At 71.6% G+C, this 16,825-nt stretch carries 15 protein-coding genes and 2 tRNA genes; 6 read left to right on the top strand and 11 right to left on the bottom strand.

The window, feature by feature from the left end:
- Positions 1 to 197 precede the first annotated feature (197 nt).
- Positions 198 to 2,399 carry an elongation factor G-like protein EF-G2 gene (locus tag ACWCV9_RS09020; protein WP_450785055.1) on the top strand — a complete coding sequence of 734 codons (2,202 nt, stop codon included), beginning with the start codon at positions 198 to 200 and terminating at the stop codon, positions 2,397 to 2,399.
- 210 nt (positions 2,400 to 2,609) lie between these two features.
- Positions 2,610 to 4,256 carry a hypothetical protein gene (locus ACWCV9_RS09015; protein WP_450785053.1) on the top strand — a complete coding sequence of 549 codons (1,647 nt, stop codon included), beginning with the start codon at positions 2,610 to 2,612 and terminating at the stop codon, positions 4,254 to 4,256.
- Positions 4,257 to 4,279: 23 nt separating this feature from the next.
- On the opposite strand, the gene ACWCV9_RS09010 is transcribed toward ACWCV9_RS09015, so the two are convergent.
- The 4 genes from ACWCV9_RS09010 to ACWCV9_RS08995 all read right to left on the bottom strand — a co-directional run bounded on the left by ACWCV9_RS09010 (position 4,280) and on the right by ACWCV9_RS08995 (position 8,861).
- Positions 4,280 to 4,843: an HIT family protein gene (locus tag ACWCV9_RS09010; protein ID WP_450785051.1), complete on the bottom strand. Its 564-nt coding sequence runs from the start codon at positions 4,841 to 4,843 to the stop codon at positions 4,280 to 4,282.
- Between the two features lie 147 nt (positions 4,844 to 4,990).
- Positions 4,991 to 6,967, bottom strand: coding sequence for a threonine--tRNA ligase (thrS, locus tag ACWCV9_RS09005; protein ID WP_450785049.1), 1,977 nt, complete (start codon positions 6,965 to 6,967; stop codon positions 4,991 to 4,993).
- Between the two features lie 98 nt (positions 6,968 to 7,065).
- Positions 7,066 to 8,298 (bottom strand): hypothetical protein, encoded by a 1,233-nt coding sequence (locus ACWCV9_RS09000; protein ID WP_450785047.1) that lies wholly within the window; start codon positions 8,296 to 8,298, stop codon positions 7,066 to 7,068.
- On the bottom strand, positions 8,295 to 8,861 hold the full coding sequence (locus tag ACWCV9_RS08995; protein WP_385844413.1) for a DUF4365 domain-containing protein: 567 nt from the start codon (positions 8,859 to 8,861) through the stop codon (positions 8,295 to 8,297). The genes ACWCV9_RS09000 and ACWCV9_RS08995 overlap by 4 nt, the downstream gene beginning before the upstream one ends.
- A 169-nt stretch (positions 8,862 to 9,030) precedes the next feature.
- On the opposite strand from ACWCV9_RS08995, the gene ACWCV9_RS08990 reads away from it, so the two are divergent.
- Entirely contained in the window at positions 9,031 to 9,756 is a 726-nt protein-coding gene (locus ACWCV9_RS08990) for an exonuclease domain-containing protein (protein ID WP_450785045.1), read from the top strand.
- Between the two features lie 73 nt (positions 9,757 to 9,829).
- Here the strand turns inward: ACWCV9_RS08990 and ACWCV9_RS08985 are convergent.
- From ACWCV9_RS08985 to ACWCV9_RS08965, 5 genes are all read right to left on the bottom strand, one after another.
- A tRNA-Val gene (locus ACWCV9_RS08985) sits at positions 9,830 to 9,901 on the bottom strand.
- Between the two features lie 39 nt (positions 9,902 to 9,940).
- A complete protein-coding gene (locus tag ACWCV9_RS08980; protein WP_450785043.1) occupies positions 9,941 to 10,390 on the bottom strand; it encodes an SRPBCC family protein in 450 nt (149 codons plus the stop codon).
- A gap of 237 nt (positions 10,391 to 10,627) precedes the next feature.
- On the bottom strand, positions 10,628 to 11,662 hold the full coding sequence (locus ACWCV9_RS08975; RefSeq protein ID WP_450785041.1) for an alpha/beta hydrolase: 1,035 nt from the start codon (positions 11,660 to 11,662) through the stop codon (positions 10,628 to 10,630).
- A 1,377-nt stretch (positions 11,663 to 13,039) separates the two neighbouring features.
- Positions 13,040 to 13,111 (bottom strand) — tRNA-Val (locus tag ACWCV9_RS08970).
- 52 nt (positions 13,112 to 13,163) lie between these two features.
- On the bottom strand, positions 13,164 to 13,691 hold the full coding sequence (locus tag ACWCV9_RS08965) for a TIGR02611 family protein (RefSeq protein ID WP_450785039.1): 528 nt from the start codon (positions 13,689 to 13,691) through the stop codon (positions 13,164 to 13,166).
- 191 nt (positions 13,692 to 13,882) lie between these two features.
- Between ACWCV9_RS08965 and ACWCV9_RS08960 the strand changes: the two genes are divergently transcribed.
- Together ACWCV9_RS08960 and ACWCV9_RS08955 are read left to right on the top strand one after the other, a co-directional pair.
- Positions 13,883 to 14,296 (top strand): SsgA family sporulation/cell division regulator, encoded by a 414-nt coding sequence (locus ACWCV9_RS08960; protein ID WP_004002642.1) that lies wholly within the window; start codon positions 13,883 to 13,885, stop codon positions 14,294 to 14,296.
- 291 nt (positions 14,297 to 14,587) lie between these two features.
- Positions 14,588 to 15,148 carry a CGNR zinc finger domain-containing protein gene (locus tag ACWCV9_RS08955; protein ID WP_450785037.1) on the top strand — a complete coding sequence of 187 codons (561 nt, stop codon included), beginning with the start codon at positions 14,588 to 14,590 and terminating at the stop codon, positions 15,146 to 15,148.
- A gap of 86 nt (positions 15,149 to 15,234) precedes the next feature.
- Here ACWCV9_RS08955 and ACWCV9_RS08950 read toward each other — a convergent pair whose 3' ends face one another.
- Both ACWCV9_RS08950 and ACWCV9_RS08945 read right to left on the bottom strand, forming a co-directional pair.
- Positions 15,235 to 15,390: a hypothetical protein gene (locus ACWCV9_RS08950; protein WP_450785035.1), complete on the bottom strand. Its 156-nt coding sequence runs from the start codon at positions 15,388 to 15,390 to the stop codon at positions 15,235 to 15,237.
- 154 nt (positions 15,391 to 15,544) lie between these two features.
- Positions 15,545 to 15,982 carry a hypothetical protein gene (locus ACWCV9_RS08945; RefSeq protein WP_450785034.1) on the bottom strand — a complete coding sequence of 146 codons (438 nt, stop codon included), beginning with the start codon at positions 15,980 to 15,982 and terminating at the stop codon, positions 15,545 to 15,547.
- Positions 15,983 to 16,268: 286 nt separating this feature from the next.
- Here ACWCV9_RS08945 and ACWCV9_RS08940 point away from each other — a divergent pair, with 286 nt between their 5' ends.
- The gene (locus tag ACWCV9_RS08940) at positions 16,269 to 16,793 is read left to right on the top strand and encodes a DsbA family protein (protein ID WP_450785032.1); all 525 of its coding nucleotides are present in this window, start codon (positions 16,269 to 16,271) and stop codon (positions 16,791 to 16,793) included.
- Positions 16,794 to 16,825 lie beyond the last annotated feature (32 nt).

Genomic DNA, 16,825 nt, shown 5'->3' with positions numbered 1-16,825 from the left:
GTGCCGTGTGCCGGTGTGCACCGGCACACGCGCGGGCGCGCGTGGCGCGATCACGGTGGGCGGACGTCGTTCGTATGGACGCCACGTGACGGGAGTGGAAAGCTCGAATAACCGCGGGCGTCGCCGGAGCCGCCAGTGCACGCGGGTCCCGCGCGACCGCGCCCACAGTGACCTCACCGTGTACGGGAGGCAGGATCATGGGCGACAAGACACAGACACACCACCCCGGGGCCGCCGGCAGTGCTCTGACGGCCGACCAGCCCTCGTCGGTACGGAACGTGGTGCTGGTCGGCCACTCCGGTTCGGGCAAGACAACCCTGGTGGAGGCCCTCGCGCTGACCGCGGGGGCGGTGAACCGGGCGGGCCGCGTGGAGGACGGCGGCACCGTCTCGGACTACGACGACATCGAGCACCGGCAGCAGCGCTCCGTACAGCTCTCCCTGGTGCCGGTCGAATGGAACGGCATCAAGATCAACCTGCTGGACACCCCCGGCTACGCCGACTTCGTCGGGGAACTGCGGGCCGGCCTGCGGGCGGCGGACGCGGCCCTCTTCGTCGTCTCCGCCTCCGACGGCGTGGACGGCTCGACCCGCATGGTGTGGGAGGAGTGCGCGGCCGTCGGCATGCCCCGCGCCATCGTGATCACCCACCTGGAAGCCGCCCGCGCGGACTTCGAGGAGATGACCCGCACCTGCGCGGAGGTGTTCGGCGGCGACGACCCCGACGCCGTGCTCCCGCTGTACCTGCCGCTGCGCGGCCCCGAGGGACCCGACGGACACGCGCCCGTGACCGGCCTGGTCGGACTGCTGACCCAGAAGCTCTTCGACTACTCGACCGGCGAACGCAAGGAGTCCGAACCCGGCGCCGACGAGCTGCCCGGCATCGAGGAGGCCCGCAACCGGCTCATCGAGGGGATCATCGCCGAGAGCGAGGACGAAACCCTCATGGACCGCTACCTCGGCGGCGAACAGGTCGACCTCGACACACTGGTCCAGGACCTCGAGCGAGCCGTCGCACGCGGCAGCTTCTTCCCCGTCCTCGCGGCCGCCCCCGCCGCCGAGGGCGCCCGCCAGGGCCTCGGCACGGTCGAGCTGCTCGAACTGGTCACCGGCGGCTTCCCGACACCGTTCGAGCACCCCCTGCCCGGCGTCACCACCATCGACGGCAAGCCGCGCGAGCTGAAGCCGTGCGACATCAGCGGTCCGCTGGTCGCCGAGGTCGTCAAGACCGCCTCCGACCCCTACGTCGGCCGCATCTCACTGGTCCGGGTCTTCTCCGGCACCCTGCGCCCCGACCAGACCGTGCACGTCTCCGGGCACGGCCTCACCGACCGCGGGCACGAGGACCACGACGTCGACGAGAAGGTCGGCGCCCTGTCCATGCCCTTCGGCAAACAGCAGCGCCCGGTGCCGCACGCCGTCGCCGGCGACCTGGTCTGCGTGGCCAAACTCGGCCGCGCCGAGACCGGCGACACCCTCTCCGCGAAGGACGACCCGCTGCTGATGGAGCCCTGGCAGATGCCGGACCCCCTGCTGCCCCTCGCCATCCAGGCACACAGCAAGGCCGACGAGGACAAACTCTCCCAGGGCCTGTCCCGGCTGGTCGCCGAGGACCCGACCATGCGCCTGGAGCAGAACCAGAACACCCACCAGGTCGTTCTGTGGTGCCTCGGCGAGGCACACGCGGACGTCGCCCTGGAACGGCTGCGCAGCCGCTACGGCGTCCAGGTCGACGTCGTCCCGCACAAGGTCTCCCTCCGCGAGACCTTCGCGACCAGGGCCACCGGCCGCGGCCGCCATGTCAAACAGTCCGGCGGACACGGCCAGTACGCCATCTGCGAGATCGAGGTCGAACCGCTGCCCGGCGGCTCCGGCATCGAGTTCGTCGACAAGGTGGTCGGCGGCGCCGTACCCCGCCAGTTCATCCCGTCCGTGGAGAAGGGCGTGCGCGCACAGGCCGCCAAGGGCGTCGCCGCCGGATATCCGCTCGTGGACGTACGGGTCACACTGCTGGACGGCAAGGCACACTCGGTGGACTCCTCCGACGCCGCCTTCCAGACCGCGGGCGCGCTCGCCCTGCGCGAGGCCGCGGCCGACGCGAAGATCCACCTGCTGGAGCCGGTCGCCGAGGTGACCGTGCTGGTCGGCGACGACTACGTGGGCACCGTCATGAGCGACCTGTCGAGCCGGCGCGGCCGCGTCCTCGGCACCGAACAGGTGGGCTCCGGACGGACCCTGATCCGGGCCGAGGTACCCGAGTTCGAGATCGGCCGGTACGCCGTCGACCTCCGCTCCCTCTCGCACGGCACCGCCCGCTTCGACCGGACCTACGCCCGGCACGAACCGATGCCGCCCCAGGTCGCGGAGCGCATCCGGCAACAGTCCGGAGACAGCGCCTAGTTCACCGCGCGACACCCGGCGCGGGGCGGACGGCTTCGGCCGTCCGCCCCCGCCCTGTCGGTGGCGGCGGATACGCTGATCACCTGATCACGTCGTGCCGCAACCGTCCGGTAGTCGTCCGGAATCGACAGCACGACCGGTCCAACAGGTGTGCGGAGCAGGGAAGTCGGGAAGGCCGGAACAGCGACACCGGCGGCGATGGGGGCGGGAATGTCGTTTGGAACGGAGTGGGACGGACCCCAGGTGCCCGTCTCGGGCGACGGAAGTCAGGCGGCGACGGCCGCACTGGCCTCCGCGGCGTACCGGGACAGCCCGATCGAGGAGATCAAAAAGGCCGACAACGAATGGCACCAGTCGACCGTCAAGCCCGGCCGGATCAAGCTGTTCCGGCCGAACCTCGGCGAGGCCTACGCGCGGGCCGTCGTCGACCGCATGCTCGCGCCCGGCCGCAAGCCCCTCATCCAGTCCTTCGGCTCCGAACCCCAGTTCGTCGTCGAACACTGCCTGGCCGCCAACAACATCCGCCGCGAGCGCGACAACCGGCTGACCGCCGTCACCGTGCTGTGCGGCCTGCTGTTCCTGCCCGGACTCCTCGCCTGGCTGCTCGTCTTCCAACTGCGCACGTTCGTCGCCAAACGCGACGACAAACGAGCCGGACCCCTCGCCACGGCGCTGCTCCTCGGCGTCGGCCTGCTCGCCGCACTCTTCCTGATCAAGATGCCGTTCACCGGCTTCTGGGCCTGGTACGCACGCGCGGCCGTCGTCGTGCCCGTACTGGGCTGGTTCCTGGCCAAGCGGATCTGCGAACGCACCGCCCACGACCTGCGGGCCCGCTGGGACGGCCTGCTGTCCGGGACCAGCGTCGGCGCCAAGGTCCCGGAAGCCGTACCCCGCGCCCCCGGCGAGACCGCGGCCGAGGAACTGCGTCAGTCCCTGGCCCGGCTCAGCGCCGAACAGCAGTCCAACTCGGTCTTCTACGCCGGCCCCAAGGGCATACTCGGCATGGGCACCCGCTGGGGCTCCTGGCAGCTCGCCGAAGACCTGCTGTCCGCCGACCCCACCCGCGAGATCCACCCCTTCCGCAGCTGGGACGTGATCCGCGCGATCCACGACCAGCTGTCCCTGCTGGAACGCGGCCCGCTGAACACCGGCGGCTTCCCCAAGCCGGCCATACGGCACTGGATCGTCACACCCATCGGCGAGGGAGCCACCGCCGTGTCCCGCCCCGAGGGCGCCGACGTCGAGGCCTTCCAGGTCAAGCCGCACGCCATACAGGACATCTGCAACAAGCAGCAGTTCGGCAGCGGCGACCGGCACTACCTCGGCGTGCAGTGGACCCTGTGGGACGGACAGCTGGTCATCACCATGCTGATCACGGTCACCGTGCTGCACCAGACCCTGCGCATCGAGGTCACCGGGCACGCCCTCGGCCCGGTGAACTCCCTGTTCACCACCAAGCCGGAAGCCCCGAGCAAGGAGGTCGCCAAGACCCTCAAGCCCTGGGAGACCCGCAAGATCATGCTGCCGCTGATCACCGCCGACGAGGTGGTACGACTCGCCGCACGCGCCCCGCTGACCTGGTACCCGCCGCTCCTCAACTGGCTCGGCGGCTCACTCGGCCTGCCCGAGCCGTTCGGCCTGCGGCACGCGTGGGCCGACCAGCCCTGGCGGCACCGCTTCATGGCCGACGACGCACTGCGCGCGGCCACGCCGGTACTGCGGGTGGTGCACTCGGCCGCGCTCAAGGTGCTCGCGGACCATGGCGTGGACACCGAGAAGTTCGGCACACGGTCGGCATTCCTCAGCTCCCAGGTGCAGGACCCGATGCCGAAGAAGGCCGACCTCTACGACGCGTAAGCCCCGGCGGCCGGCTCAGGCGCTCACGCCGAGGCGGGCCACGCCTCCGCCAGCATCTTCCTGGTGTCCGCCAGGAGCTGCGGCAGCACCTTGGTGTGGCCCACCACCGGCATGAAGTTCGTGTCGCCGCCCCAGCGCGGGACGATGTGCTGGTGCAGGTGGGCGGCGATACCGGCACCCGCCACGGACCCCTGGTTCATGCCGATGTTGAAACCGTGCGCGCCGGACGCGGTGCGCAGCGCCGTCATCGCCTGCTTGGTCAGCTCGGCCAGCTCGGCGGTCTCCGGGCCGGTCAGATCCGTGTAGTCGGCCACATGCCGGTAGGGCACGGTCATCAGATGGCCGCCGTTGTACGGGTAGAGGTTGAGGACGGCGTAGACATGCTCGCCGCGGCGGACGATCAGCGTGTCCTCGTCGGACTTGGCCGGAATCGAGCAGAAGGGGCAGCCGTCGTCGGCTCCGGGACCGCTCGGCTTGTTCTCCCCCTGGATGTAGGCCATGCGGTGGGGGGTCCACAGGCGCTGGAACGCATCCTGCGTCCCGACTCCGATCTGCTGCTCCGGCTCACTCGTCATGCTAGGCAGCATATGGCGTCCGGGTGAGGTACAGGGCAGGGCCCCCGGCGAGATCAAGTCAGTCACCGGGGGCCGACCCCCGCGTCGGCGGGGAGCAGAGCACCTTGTGCGTGTGGGCCTTGCGGATCTTGGGATCACCCCCGCGGGCGCGGGGAGCAATTACACCTGTACGCGACGCTCCACCACATCAACGAGCTTCGCGATCGCCTCGTCACGCGGAATGCCGTTCTCCTGCGACCCGTCGCGGTAGCGGAACGACACCGTGCCGGCGTTCATGTCGTCGTCGCCGACGATGATCATGAACGGCACCTTCTGCTTCTGGGCCGTCCTGATCTTCTTCTGCATACGGTCCGAGGAGGAGTCGACCTCGACCCGCAGTCCCTTCTTCCTGGCGTCGGCGGCGAACTTGTCCAGGTACTCGACGTGGGCGTCACCCACCGGAATACCAACCGCCTGGACCGGCGCCAGCCACGCCGGGAAGGCGCCCGCGTAGTGCTCCAGCAGCACCGCGAAGAACCGCTCGATGGAGCCGAACAGCGCGCGGTGGATCATGACCGGGCGCTGCTTGGAGCCGTCCGGGCCGGTGTACTCCAGGTTGAACCGCTCGGGCAGGTTGAAGTCGAGCTGGATGGTCGACATCTGCCAGGTGCGGCCGATCGCGTCCTTGGCCTGGACGGAGATCTTCGGGCCGTAGAAGGCGGCGCCGCCCGGGTCCGGGACCAGCGGCAGGCCCTGCTTCTCGGCGACCTGGCGCAGCGTCTCGGTCGCCTCCTCCCAGACCTCGTCGGAGCCGACGAACTTCTCCGGGTCCTTGGTGGACAGCTCCAGGTAGAAGTCGGTCAGACCGTAGTCGCGCAGCAGGCCGAGGACGAAGGTGAGCGTCTTGTCCAGCTCCTCGGACATCTGCTCACGGGTGCAGTAGATGTGCGCGTCGTCCTGGGTGAAGCCGCGGGCCCGGGTCAGACCGTGCACGACGCCCGACTTCTCGTACCGGTACACGGTCCCGAACTCGAAGAGCCGCAGCGGCAGTTCGCGGTAGGAGCGGCCGCGCGCGTCGAAGATCAGGTTGTGCATCGGGCAGTTCATGGGCTTGAGGTAGTAGTCCACGCCCTCGTCGAGCTGCATGGGCGGGTACATGCCGTCGGCGTACCAGTCCAGGTGGCCCGAGGTCTCGAAGAGCTTCCCCTTCGTCGCGTGCGGGGTGTAGACGAACTCGTAGCCCTCTTCCTCGTGGCGGCGCCGCGAGTAGTCCTCCATGACCCGGCGGATGATGCCGCCCTTGGGGTGGAAGACGGCGAGGCCGGAACCGATCTGCTCCGGGATGGAGAAGAGGTCCAGCTCGGTGCCGAGCTTGCGGTGGTCGCGCTTCTCGGCCTCGGCGAGGAAGTCCAGGTACGCCTTCAGCTCGTCCTTGGACGGCCAGGCGGTGCCGTAGATGCGCTGGAGCATCGGGTTCTTCTCGCTGCCGCGCCAGTAGGCGGCCGCGTTGCGCATCAGCTTGAACGCCGGGATGAGACGGGTCGAGGGCAGGTGCGGGCCCCGGCAGAGGTCCTTCCAGCACAGCTCGCCGGTCTTGGCGTCCAGGTTGTCGTAGATCGTCAGCTCGCCGGCGCCGACCTCGACGTCCGCGCCGTCGTCGTGCGACGCCGAGCCCTTGAGGCCGATCAGCTCCAGCTTGTACGGCTCGTCCGCCAGCTCCTCGCGGGCCGCCTCGTCGGTGACCACGCGACGGGCGAACTTCTGCCCGCGCTTCTGGATCTCCTGCATCTTCTTCTCGATGGCCTTGAGATCCTCGGGCGTGAACGGCTTCTCGACGTCGAAGTCGTAGTAGAAGCCGTCCTTGACCGGCGGGCCGATGCCCAGCTTGGCCTCGGGGAAGAGCTCCTGCACGGCCTGCGCCATGACGTGCGCGGTGGAGTGGCGCAGGATGTTCAGGCCGTCCTCGGACGAGATCTCGACGCCCTCGACCTCGTCACCGTCGGACAGTGCGTACGTGAGGTCCTTCAGCTCGCCGCCCACGCGCGCGGCGATGATCGAGCGCTCGCCCGCGAAGAGGTCGGCGGCCGTAGTGCCCGTCGTCACCACGCGTTCTTCCCGCTCGGAATCGCGTTGGATGATCACACGGACGTCTGACACCGGTCTCTCCTGACTGAAGGTGGGTGCGGCGCCATACCAGGAGCGCGCGCACAGGCGATCGTACCGACCTCACGGCACCGACCGCGAAACGGTCACCCTCAGTCCCCGTCCCCGTACGCCTCGCCGCATGCCTCCTCGAAGAAGTCGAGGTTCTCGTGCAGGGACTTCATCAGCCGGTCCCGCTCGGCCTCGTCCACCTGGACGGGGACGACGCCGGAGGCGCCGGTGAGCCGGCGGAAGCCGCCGCGGCGCTCCAGCCGGCCGTGTATGCGCACCGGCAGCCCGACGAGGTGGGCGTGGCCGGCGATGCGGTAGTCCTCCTCGTCCAGGGTGACGCGGACGTGCGGGACCTCGGCTCCGGAGAGGACGCGCAGCCGGACCGTGCCCGGGCCGCCGGGACCGGCGCGGCGCATGCGGACCACGGCGCCGGTGATCCGGACCGGTACGGAGGGTTCCGCGCGCAGATAGCGGGCGGCGGCCTCGCGCAGCGCGGGCAGGTCGCCGGGCGAGAACTCGACGGGCTCGGCGGAGGCGGCGCAGCCCTCGGGGACGCCGGCGCCGGGCGCCCAGGCGATGGCGATCCGGGCGCCCTCGGTGCCCCGTACGAGGGTGGTGAGCGCCTCGGTGAGTTCCCGGCTGACCCCGGCCTGGACCGCGCCGTCGAAGGCGTCCATGCCGCCGGTGGCCCGCCGGTAGTCGATGGCCTCGCGGGCGGCGTACAGGGCCTGGTGGAGGCGGACGGCGAGGGGGCGGGCGGTGGGGACGGGGGCGAACACGGTGAGGCGGTGGCCGTCGGTGGCGGGGCCGACGAGGAGGTGTTCCAGGAGGGCGGCCGCGGGGCGGCGGTGGCGGGCGCCGTGGTAGCCGGCCCGGGCGCGGGTGGCGAGGGCGGCGGCGAGCAGCATCTGCCGGGCGGCGGTGTGCAGTTGCTCGTCGGCCGCCCAGGGCGCGGTGCCGGCGGGTCCGCTCGGGGTCTGGCGCCACCAGCGGATCTCGTCGCTGGGTACGGCGAGGGAGATCAGCACCTCGCGGGCGGCGGGGGTGTCGCTGCGGGCGAGGGCGCCGAGGGCCTCGCCGAGCAGGTCGTCGCTGTCGGGGAAGGCGCGGTTCTCGGGGACGAGCAGGCTGGTGGCATGGCCGGCCGGGCCGGGCGGGGTCCAGCGGCCGTACCGTCCGGGCGCTCCGCCGCGCCGCTGCCAGCCGTGCCGGCGCAGCAGGGCGCCGAGTACGGCGGGGTCGACCCGGGCGGGCTCGGGCGGGCTGTTCCAGGGCGGGTCGTCGGGGTGCGGGCGGGCCTGGCGGGGCGGTTGCCCGTACGGACGGCTTGTCATGGCCTGCCTCCCGTCCCGACCCGCGTCATGATCTCGCAGAGCGCGCGGTCGTCGAAGATGCGCGAGGTCGGGATCCGCACGGTGGTCCGCTGCCGGCCGGTGACCGGGTGGCCGGCGAGGTTGACCCAGTAGCAGCAGTGCCTGAGGTCGAGCCGGTCGTGTCCGGCGCGCAGCCACTGGTCCTGCGAGCGCGGGACGATCATGACGACCAGGATCTTGTGGACCGTGACCGGGGTGCGGGCGAGCTTGCGCAGGTGGTCGTTGTCGAGGGTGAAGGAGAAGGAGGGCCCCGGAGGGCGGGGGGCGACCTGGTACGTGGCCTTCAGCTGGACCTTGATCGTGACCTCGTCGTCGACGGTGTGGCCGGGGGCGCTGTGGCTGACGTGCCAGTCGATGCCGTTGTCCGGGAAGGGCTGGGACAGCGAGCAGCCGGCCGCGGCGGCGACCGCGTGCAGATAGCCGACCTGCAAGGTCTCCATGCAGGCGGTGGTGGCGAGCGTGCCGCGAAGGGTGCCCGTGCGATCGGGCAGCAGCCCGCCCCGCTCGGGCTGCGCTATGGCCATGACCAACAGCCTTCCAAGCCAAAGTGTTTCCCCGCTGAGGGCCGCTGAACTGCAAAGACCCGTACTCCTGTTGTCTCCTACCGGCGTACGGCGCAAACGGCCCGGGTATCACCAAACGGGCAGAAGACGGAACGCCATCTGCCGTGGGTGAGCGAGGAGTTGGGTTGCGATGACGACCTGGTACGAGGGGCCGCTGGCCGCCTTCGACACGGAGACGACGGGCGTCGACGTCGAGACCGACCGGATCGTGTCGGCCGCCGTCGTCGTCCAGGACGCGCCGGGGACCCGGCCCCGGGTGTCCCGCTGGCTGGTGAACCCGGGTGTGCCGGTGCCCCAGGCGGCGACGGACGTGCACGGGCTGACGGAGGAACACCTGGCGCGCAACGGCCGCTGGCCGGCGCCGGTCATGTACGAGATAGCCGAGCAGCTGGCGGAGCACGCGGCGCTGGGCCGTCCGCTGGTGGTGATGAACGCGCCGTTCGATCTGACGCTGCTGGACCGGGAGTTGCGCCGGCACCGGGCGTCCTCGCTGGACCGCTGGTTCCGGTCGGTGCCGTTGCGGGTGCTGGACCCGCGGGTGCTGGACAAGCACCTGGACCGGTACCGCAAGGGGCGGCGCACGCTGACCGACCTGTGCGAGCACTACGGGGTGGCGCTGGAGGGCGCGCATGACGCGGGCGCGGACGCGCTGGCCGCGCTGGAGGTCGTACGGGCGCTGGGCCGGCGTTTCGCGACCCGGCTGGAGCGGCTGTCTCCCGGCGAGCTGCACACCCTCCAGGCCGGCTGGCATGCGGCGCAGGCGCGGGGGCTCCAGGCGTGGTTCGCGCGCAGCGGTTCGGAGGAGACGGTGAGCACCGAGTGGCCGCTGCGGCCGGAGCTGCCCGCCGCGGCGTAGGGGCGGGGCGTACCGGCAGGGCCGCCGGGCAGCAGAAGAGCCGGTCCGCTGCTGCGGACCGGCTCTCTCCCGGTGGGCGATACTGGGTTCGAACCAGTGACCTCTTCGGTGTGAACGAAGCGCTCTCCCACTGAGCTAATCGCCCGGGAACGCACTGAACAATACAGGTCCGGGCGCCGTTCGTTCAAACCGCCCGCAGATGGCGCAGCAGGCCGCGGTGTCCGGCCCGCATCATCAGCCGGTGGTTGAGGCGGAAGAGGGGCCGCCCGGGCACCGCGAGCCGTCTGAGCAGGGGCTTGCGTACGTCGACCTCCTGCTCGTACCGGACGAGGGTGCCGGTGCCCTCGGCGGTGACCGTCCAGCGTGCCCAGCCTTCGATGTCGCCGGACAGGGTGACCTCCAGGGTGCCGGTGGCGGGGTCGCGGCGGGCGGTGCGCAGGGTGCAGGTCATGGCGTACGGCAGCGCGGAGCGGATGGTGATCACGCCGGTGTCGGCGTCCAGCCTGGTGACCGACCGGACCTGTGGCCACCAGCGCGGATAGTCCTCGGGCCGCTCGAGTACGGCGTACACGGTGTCCGGCGCGGCGCCGGGCAGGGGCCATCGGCTGAGGAAGCGGTAGTGCATCCAGTCCATGGACGGAGTCTGCCCGTGCGACGGCGCGCGGAAGTGATCCGGGGTCAGATTGCCTGTCTGTGCCTGGAACTTGAGGCCGAGAAGAATTCCACGCTTGTCGTACTTCCGAAGAAATGTGACGGCGTTTTGGAAAACGTCCGGTGGATTTCCACCCGCGGCCTGCGTCTGGAACTTCTCCCAGAGCGACAGAAACGTCTCGAAGACCCCACCAGTGGTAACGGATCGTCACCGGCGGGGTCAGCAGGACCGGGCGGGCAGGGTGGCGAGCCAGTCGACGAGGATTCGATTCGTCTCGTCCGGGCGTTCCTGCTGGACGAAGTGGCCGCAGTCGTCCAGCAGGTGCGAGCCGAGCAGGCCCGGCAGGGTGTCGGGGAACGCCCGCACGGCGTCGGCCAGCCAGCCGAGGGCCGCGTCCTGGGCGCCGGCGACGAACAGTGACGGCTGGGTGAGCGGGGCACCCCGGTGGGGCGCGAGGTCCGCCCAGTCCCGGTCCATGGAGCGGTACCGGTTCAGTGCGCCGGTCATCCCGGTCCGCTCGAACTCACCGGCGAAGACGTCCAGGTCATGCTCGCTGAGCCAGACGGGCCGGCGCCCGGCGGGGAAGCGTTCGCGCAGGGTGCGGTGCGGGTGTGCGAAGTACGGGCTCGGGGCGGTGGCGGTGTCGAAGTCGATGGCCATGTGGGTGTCGGTGTCGGTGTCGGTGTCGGTGTCGGTGAGCAGCGGAACGGTCTCCGGGGAGAGGGCCGCGTAGAAGCCGGCGAGCCAGCCGCGGACATCGGGCTCGATCTCCGCCTCCGCACGGCCGGGCGGCTGGAAACGGGAGACGTAGAACTCCTCCTCCCCGCCCATCCGCGCGAACACCTCACTGGGCCGCGGGCCACCGGGCGGGGTGTACGGCACGCTCAGCAGGCCCACCGCGTGGAAGACGTCGGGCCTGGTCAGCGCGGAGGTGGCGGCGATCGTGGCACCCCAGTCGTGCCCGATGACCACCGCCGACCTCTCCCCCAGCGCCTCGACCACGGCGACGTTGTCCGCCACCAGCTCGAGCATGCGGTAGGCGTCCAGGGCCGCCGGCCGGGAGGAACGGCCGTAGCCGCGGACGTCGACGGCCACGGCGCGGTAGCCGGCGGCGGCCAGCGCGGGCAGCTGGTGGCGCCAGCTGTACCAGCACTCCGGGAAGCCGTGGAGCAGCAGTACCAGCGGGCCGTGGCCCTCCTCCACGAGGTGGACGCGGCCGGCGGGCGAGCGCACCAGACGGTGTTTCTGCGGCATGGGACCTCCTGAGGCGGGGCCTGCGGCGGCGGACGGACCGAGGCGCCCCGGGCACCGGCCCGCCGGGTCAAGGCCCCCGTCGACGGCCGCCGCGTCGGCCTGGGCTGCGGGAACACCGGTCGCGACCGGCTGGGGCCCATGCTCCGGCGAAGAGCGGCAAGGACACGAGCGTTATTGCCGTTCCGGCAAAACACCGCCCGCTGCGGGACGGGGTGCCGGTACTGCCGGACTGGGCTGCTCAGTCGGGGGTGCCAGTCCTGCGGGCCGGGCCGCCGGGGGCCGCGGGTGGCTCTGCCGCGTGCCAGGGGCACGGGACGGGCCAGGGGCTCCCTCGGCCCCTGGCAACGGAGGCGGGTTGGCGCTCCTGGGCGACAGGACGCCGGGGCCGGCATGGGCGCCGGGCATCGGGGATGGTCCGGCCGTGGAACGGGGACACAGGCCAGGCCCAAACGGCACAGGGTGCCGATTGGCCCTGCCGCACGACAGCACGCCGGAGCCGTCATGAGCGCCGGGGATCGGGGATGGCCCGGCCGCGCGCCAGGGTCCCAGGACAGGCCAGGCACCCCCTCGACCGCAGGGCACCGGGTGCGGATCGGCCCTCCAGGCCGACAGGGCCGACATGGGCACCGAAGGCCGGTGGTGGCTCTGCCGCGGGAGGGGGACACAGGACCGGCCAGAGGCCCCCTCGACCACAGGGCAGGGACGCTGGGCCCTCCTGCGACAGCACGTCGGAGCCGGCAGGGGTGCCGTGGCCGGGGTCGCTCCACCGCGGGACGGGTCGCCGGGGCCGGGCCGCCTATCGGCGGGACGGTACGTCGGCGCCGGGGGTGCCGCGCCGCGACCGCGGGAGGGGTGCCCGGGCCGGGATGCCTCTGCCTAGAGTCGGGGGCGCCGGAGGCCGGGGTCCTGTCGCGAGACGGCGCGCCGCGGTTCGGTTCCCCCCTGACGTGCCAGGGACGCAGGACGGGGGCCCCGGCACGGTGCCCCTCATGCGGGACGGGACGCCGGGGATCGGTGGTGCCCCAGCCACGGCAGGGCCACGGGACCGGGCCGGGGGCCCTTGGACGTGGGTCGGGGGCCCCGCGGGCGACAGCCCGGTGCCTCCGCCCCCCGAGGGGAGCCAGGAGGGCCGGAGCATCCCCTGCCACCGCAACCGCGAGAGCCGCCCCACGCCAGCCGCCACAGCCCCAGCCGCCCTTGAGAGCTGAGGCCTGCCTAGAACGGGCGGGGCCATCTCGGTCAGGTCGGCTGGCCTGGAAGGCCTTGGTGTGGTTCGCCGCGTTTCGCTGCCGGAGCAGCTGGGCTCGCGGGCGCAGACGCCGGGGGGCGGGAACGCCGACGGCCCACCTGCTGGTGCAGGTGGGCCGTCGGTCCGGGTGGGCGATACTGGGTTCGAACCAGTGACCTCTTCGGTGTGAACGAAGCGCTCTCCCACTGAGCTAATCGCCCGGGCGCAGGAAGAACATTACCCCATGTCAGGGGGTGCCTGAGACCACGGGCGTCACTGGTGCCGGATGTTCCAGGGCATGACGAGGCCGAACTTCCACAGGTAGATCCCCGCCAGCACCGCCACGATCACCAGTCCGATCACGGTCAGGGTGATGTTGCGGCGCCGCACCCGGGGGTCGAGTGCCCGCTGGGCGGCCTCGGTGACCTTGCGCTTGGTCCAGCGGAGCACGAGCTGGGCCCAGACGAACTCGGTCGCCCAGATCGCCATGCCGGCGAAGATCACGACCCAGCCGGGTCCGGGGAGCGGCAGCATGACGATGCCGGCGCCGACGACCGCCAGGCCGACCACGAAGACGCCGACCTGCCAGCTGAGGTGCAGGGCTCGGCGCGCCTTGATGAATTCCGGCGCCCGGGAGCCGAGCCCCGACCCGCTCCCGTCCTCACCCACGCGCTCGTCCGCCTTCGCCTTCGCCTCGCCCGCCGCCTCCCCCGCCGTCTCGCCCGCCGTCTTGTTCATCGCCCCGTCGGTGTTGTCCGTCGCCACAGCGACCTCGCCCCTGTCGTCACTCCCCGTATTCATACAGACAAACCCTAGCGGAGTGATTCAGGTCACTGAAATGGTCGTAGATCTGGTACGAGTTCTCGGCCGGAAGAGTTACGTAAAGACACGCAAAACCCTCAGAGGGGTTTACAACGGCACCGTAGGTGGCATGTCGATTTCGCCGACGTGCGAATCCCCGAGCGCACACTGAGCGAAAGGCCCTGGCGCTTATGAACACCACGGTCAGCTGCGAGCTGCACCTGCGCCTCGTTGTGTCGAGCGAGTCCTCCCTGCCTGTCCCCGCAGGCCTGCGGTACGACACGGCCGACCCCTACGCCGTGCACGCCACCTTCCACACCGGAGCCGAGGAGACCGTCGAGTGGGTGTTCGCCCGCGACCTCCTCGCCGAGGGGCTCCACCGGCCCACCGGTACCGGCGACGTCCGCGTCTGGCCCTCCCGCAGCCACGGTCAGGGCGTCGTGTGCATCGCCCTCAGTTCCCCGGAGGGGGAGGCGCTGCTCGAGGCCCCGGCGCGGGCCCTGGAGTCCTTCCTGAAGCGAACCGACGCCGCCGTGCCGCCCGGCACGGAGCACCGCCATTTCGACCTGGATCAGGAGCTGTCCCACATCCTGGCGGAGAGCTAGGCCTCGGCCCCCTCCAAAGCAGCCCGGCGCCGTCCACTCGGGGAGACGGCTCGGGCGAACACAACCGCATACGGCACCGCAGACGCCGCCGCCGTGCTCCCGCACGGGGCGGCGTCGCCCTGCGTGCGTCCGGCGCCACCGTGCGTCCGGCTCCGGGAACCCCTGGCGGCCCGGAGGCGTTCTTCCAGAGCGGGCGCGTTCGGGTGGGGCCGGGTGGGGTGGGCGCGGATGTCGCTACCATCGGCCAGCATCGGCGGGCGCCCGCCCGACCCTCAGGCCAGGGAGCGAAACGTGCTGATCACCCACGACACCCGGTGCGCCCTCGACACCGTGGTGGATCTGGTGAACACCGCGCCGGAGGACGAGACGGCGACGGACGGACTGCCCGACGTCCCGGCTCTGACGGAGTTCGTACGAAGTCACCAGGTCAGCGATGTCGGGATGCTCTCGGAGCTGGACCTCGCGGCGGTGCGCCGGATCCGGAGCCGGTTCGCGGCGGTCTTCGCGGCGCCGGACGCCCGGTCCGCCGCCGGTGTGATCAACGAGCTGGTGGCAGCGGCGGGCACCACCCCGCGCCTGACCGACCACGACGGCTATGACTGGCATGTGCACTACTTCGCGCCGGGCGCCTCGGTGGCCGACCATCTCGCCGCGGACTGCGGGATGGCGCTCGCCTTCTTCGTGGTGGCCGGGGAGCAGGAGCGGCTGCGGCGCTGCGAGGCACCGGACTGCCGACGCGCCTTCGTGGACTCCTCCCGCAATCGCTCGCGCCGCTACTGCGACAGCCGCACCTGCGGAAACCGGCTGCATGTGGCGGCCTACCGGGCCCGGCGCAAGGAAGCGGCCGGCTGATCGCGGCTCCCCGTCCTGGCGGAAGGCGTCCGTGCTGGCGGGTGACGTCCGTCCCGGCGGGTGGCGCCGGGACCGACGTGTACGGCTCACAGCAACAGCAGATCGTGCAGTGCAGCCATGAGGAGCAGACACCCGATCACCGCAAGGAAGATCATCAGCGGTGGCTGGGAAAGGGCGAAGAGGCACCCGCGAGGTTCGTCCTTGGGCGGCGTGGCCTCGCTCTGTGTCGTCGTGTCCAGCATCTCGCGGCCGATGATGGCCCACCCGGCACTCCACCCGCGATCCACCACAGGGATCTTGCCGAATACCGCGATGTCTCGTTCGGCTCGCTTCGGCCGGTGAACGTTTCCGGACGTCAGCGGACTTACTGTGTCGTTTCAGGGAGTCGTACGACTGTCATATGCCGCGCTTCTTCAGGATCGCCTCGATGTCGCTGAAGTCGTCGGCCGCGCCGGGCCCCTGCCCCGCCGCGGACCCGGTCCCGGAAGCACCGCCCAGGGACGGCGCCGAGGCGCCCGGCGCCATCGCGGCCCGGCCTGCCGCCGCCTTGGCGGCCTTGCGCTCGGCCCGGGTGCCGCCGCGCCGGCGCTCCACCGCGCGGGTGCCGGCGAAGAGCAGCCAGGCCGCGCCCAGGACGCCGAAGCCCGCCCACGCGGTGGGGCTGAAGGCGGTGTCGGCGAGCCAGCCGACGATGCCGGTCATCACCAGGGCCACGGGCACCAGCGCATAGGCCGCGATACGGGCCGCCGCCAGGAAACGCTTGCGGTAGGCGGTGACCACCGCGATGCCCAGGCCCGCCGCGGACACGGCGGAGCAGACGGTCTCGGCAATCATCCGGTCCTCCTGGCGGGCTCGGTCGGGTGACACCGGAGGCGGGCACATCACCCCGGCGAACGGCGCTCCACACCGACGGGCGCGCTTCGTCCCCTCCATCCTGCACCGCCCGGTCCCCGCGAGGCCATGCTCCCGGCCGGACATCAGGGACATCTCCGGGTCTCCCCCAGGGCGTCTCCTCCGCTGGTACCGGTTCCGCCGCCGGCACCTGTCCCACCCGGAGGCGGTCCGCGGCGGCAGCGCTCCCGATTGGGTCGCGCGCGTCCCGCCTGGAAGACTGGTGCGCATGAGCGACTCCTCCCCCGCACCCACCGACGCCCTCGTCCTCGACGTGTGGTGCGAACTCCAGTGCCCCGACTGCCGTACCGCCCTGGACGACGTCCGCGCCCTGCGCGCCCGCTACGGCGACCGGCTGGAGGTGCGCCTTCGGCACTTCCCGCTGGAGAAGCACCAGCACTCCTTCGCCGCCGCGCAGGCCGCCGAGGAGGCGCTGGAGCAGGGCACCGGCTGGCCGTACGTGGAGGCCGTGCTCGGGCGGGTCGAGGAGCTGGACCGCCGGGGCGAGTCCTTCCTGGTCGAGACGGCCCGCGAACTGGGCCTGGACGCCGAGGAGTTCGACACCGCGCTGATCGACGGCCGGCACATCCTGATCGTCGACGCCGACCAGGCCGAGGGCAAGGCGATCGGGGTCACCGGCACGCCGACGTACGTCATCGGCGGCGAACGCCTCGACGGGGGGAAGAGCCAGGAGGGGCTGCGCGAGCGGATCGAGGAGATCGCGGACCGGCTGCTCGCCGAGCGGGAGGCCTGACCGTACGGCGGGGCCCCGCCGTACGGTCGACG

The organism is Streptomyces sp. NPDC001606 (assembly GCF_053596835.1).
Note: the sequence above shows the minus strand (reverse complement) of the source record. Positions and strands in the feature narration are given on the sequence as shown.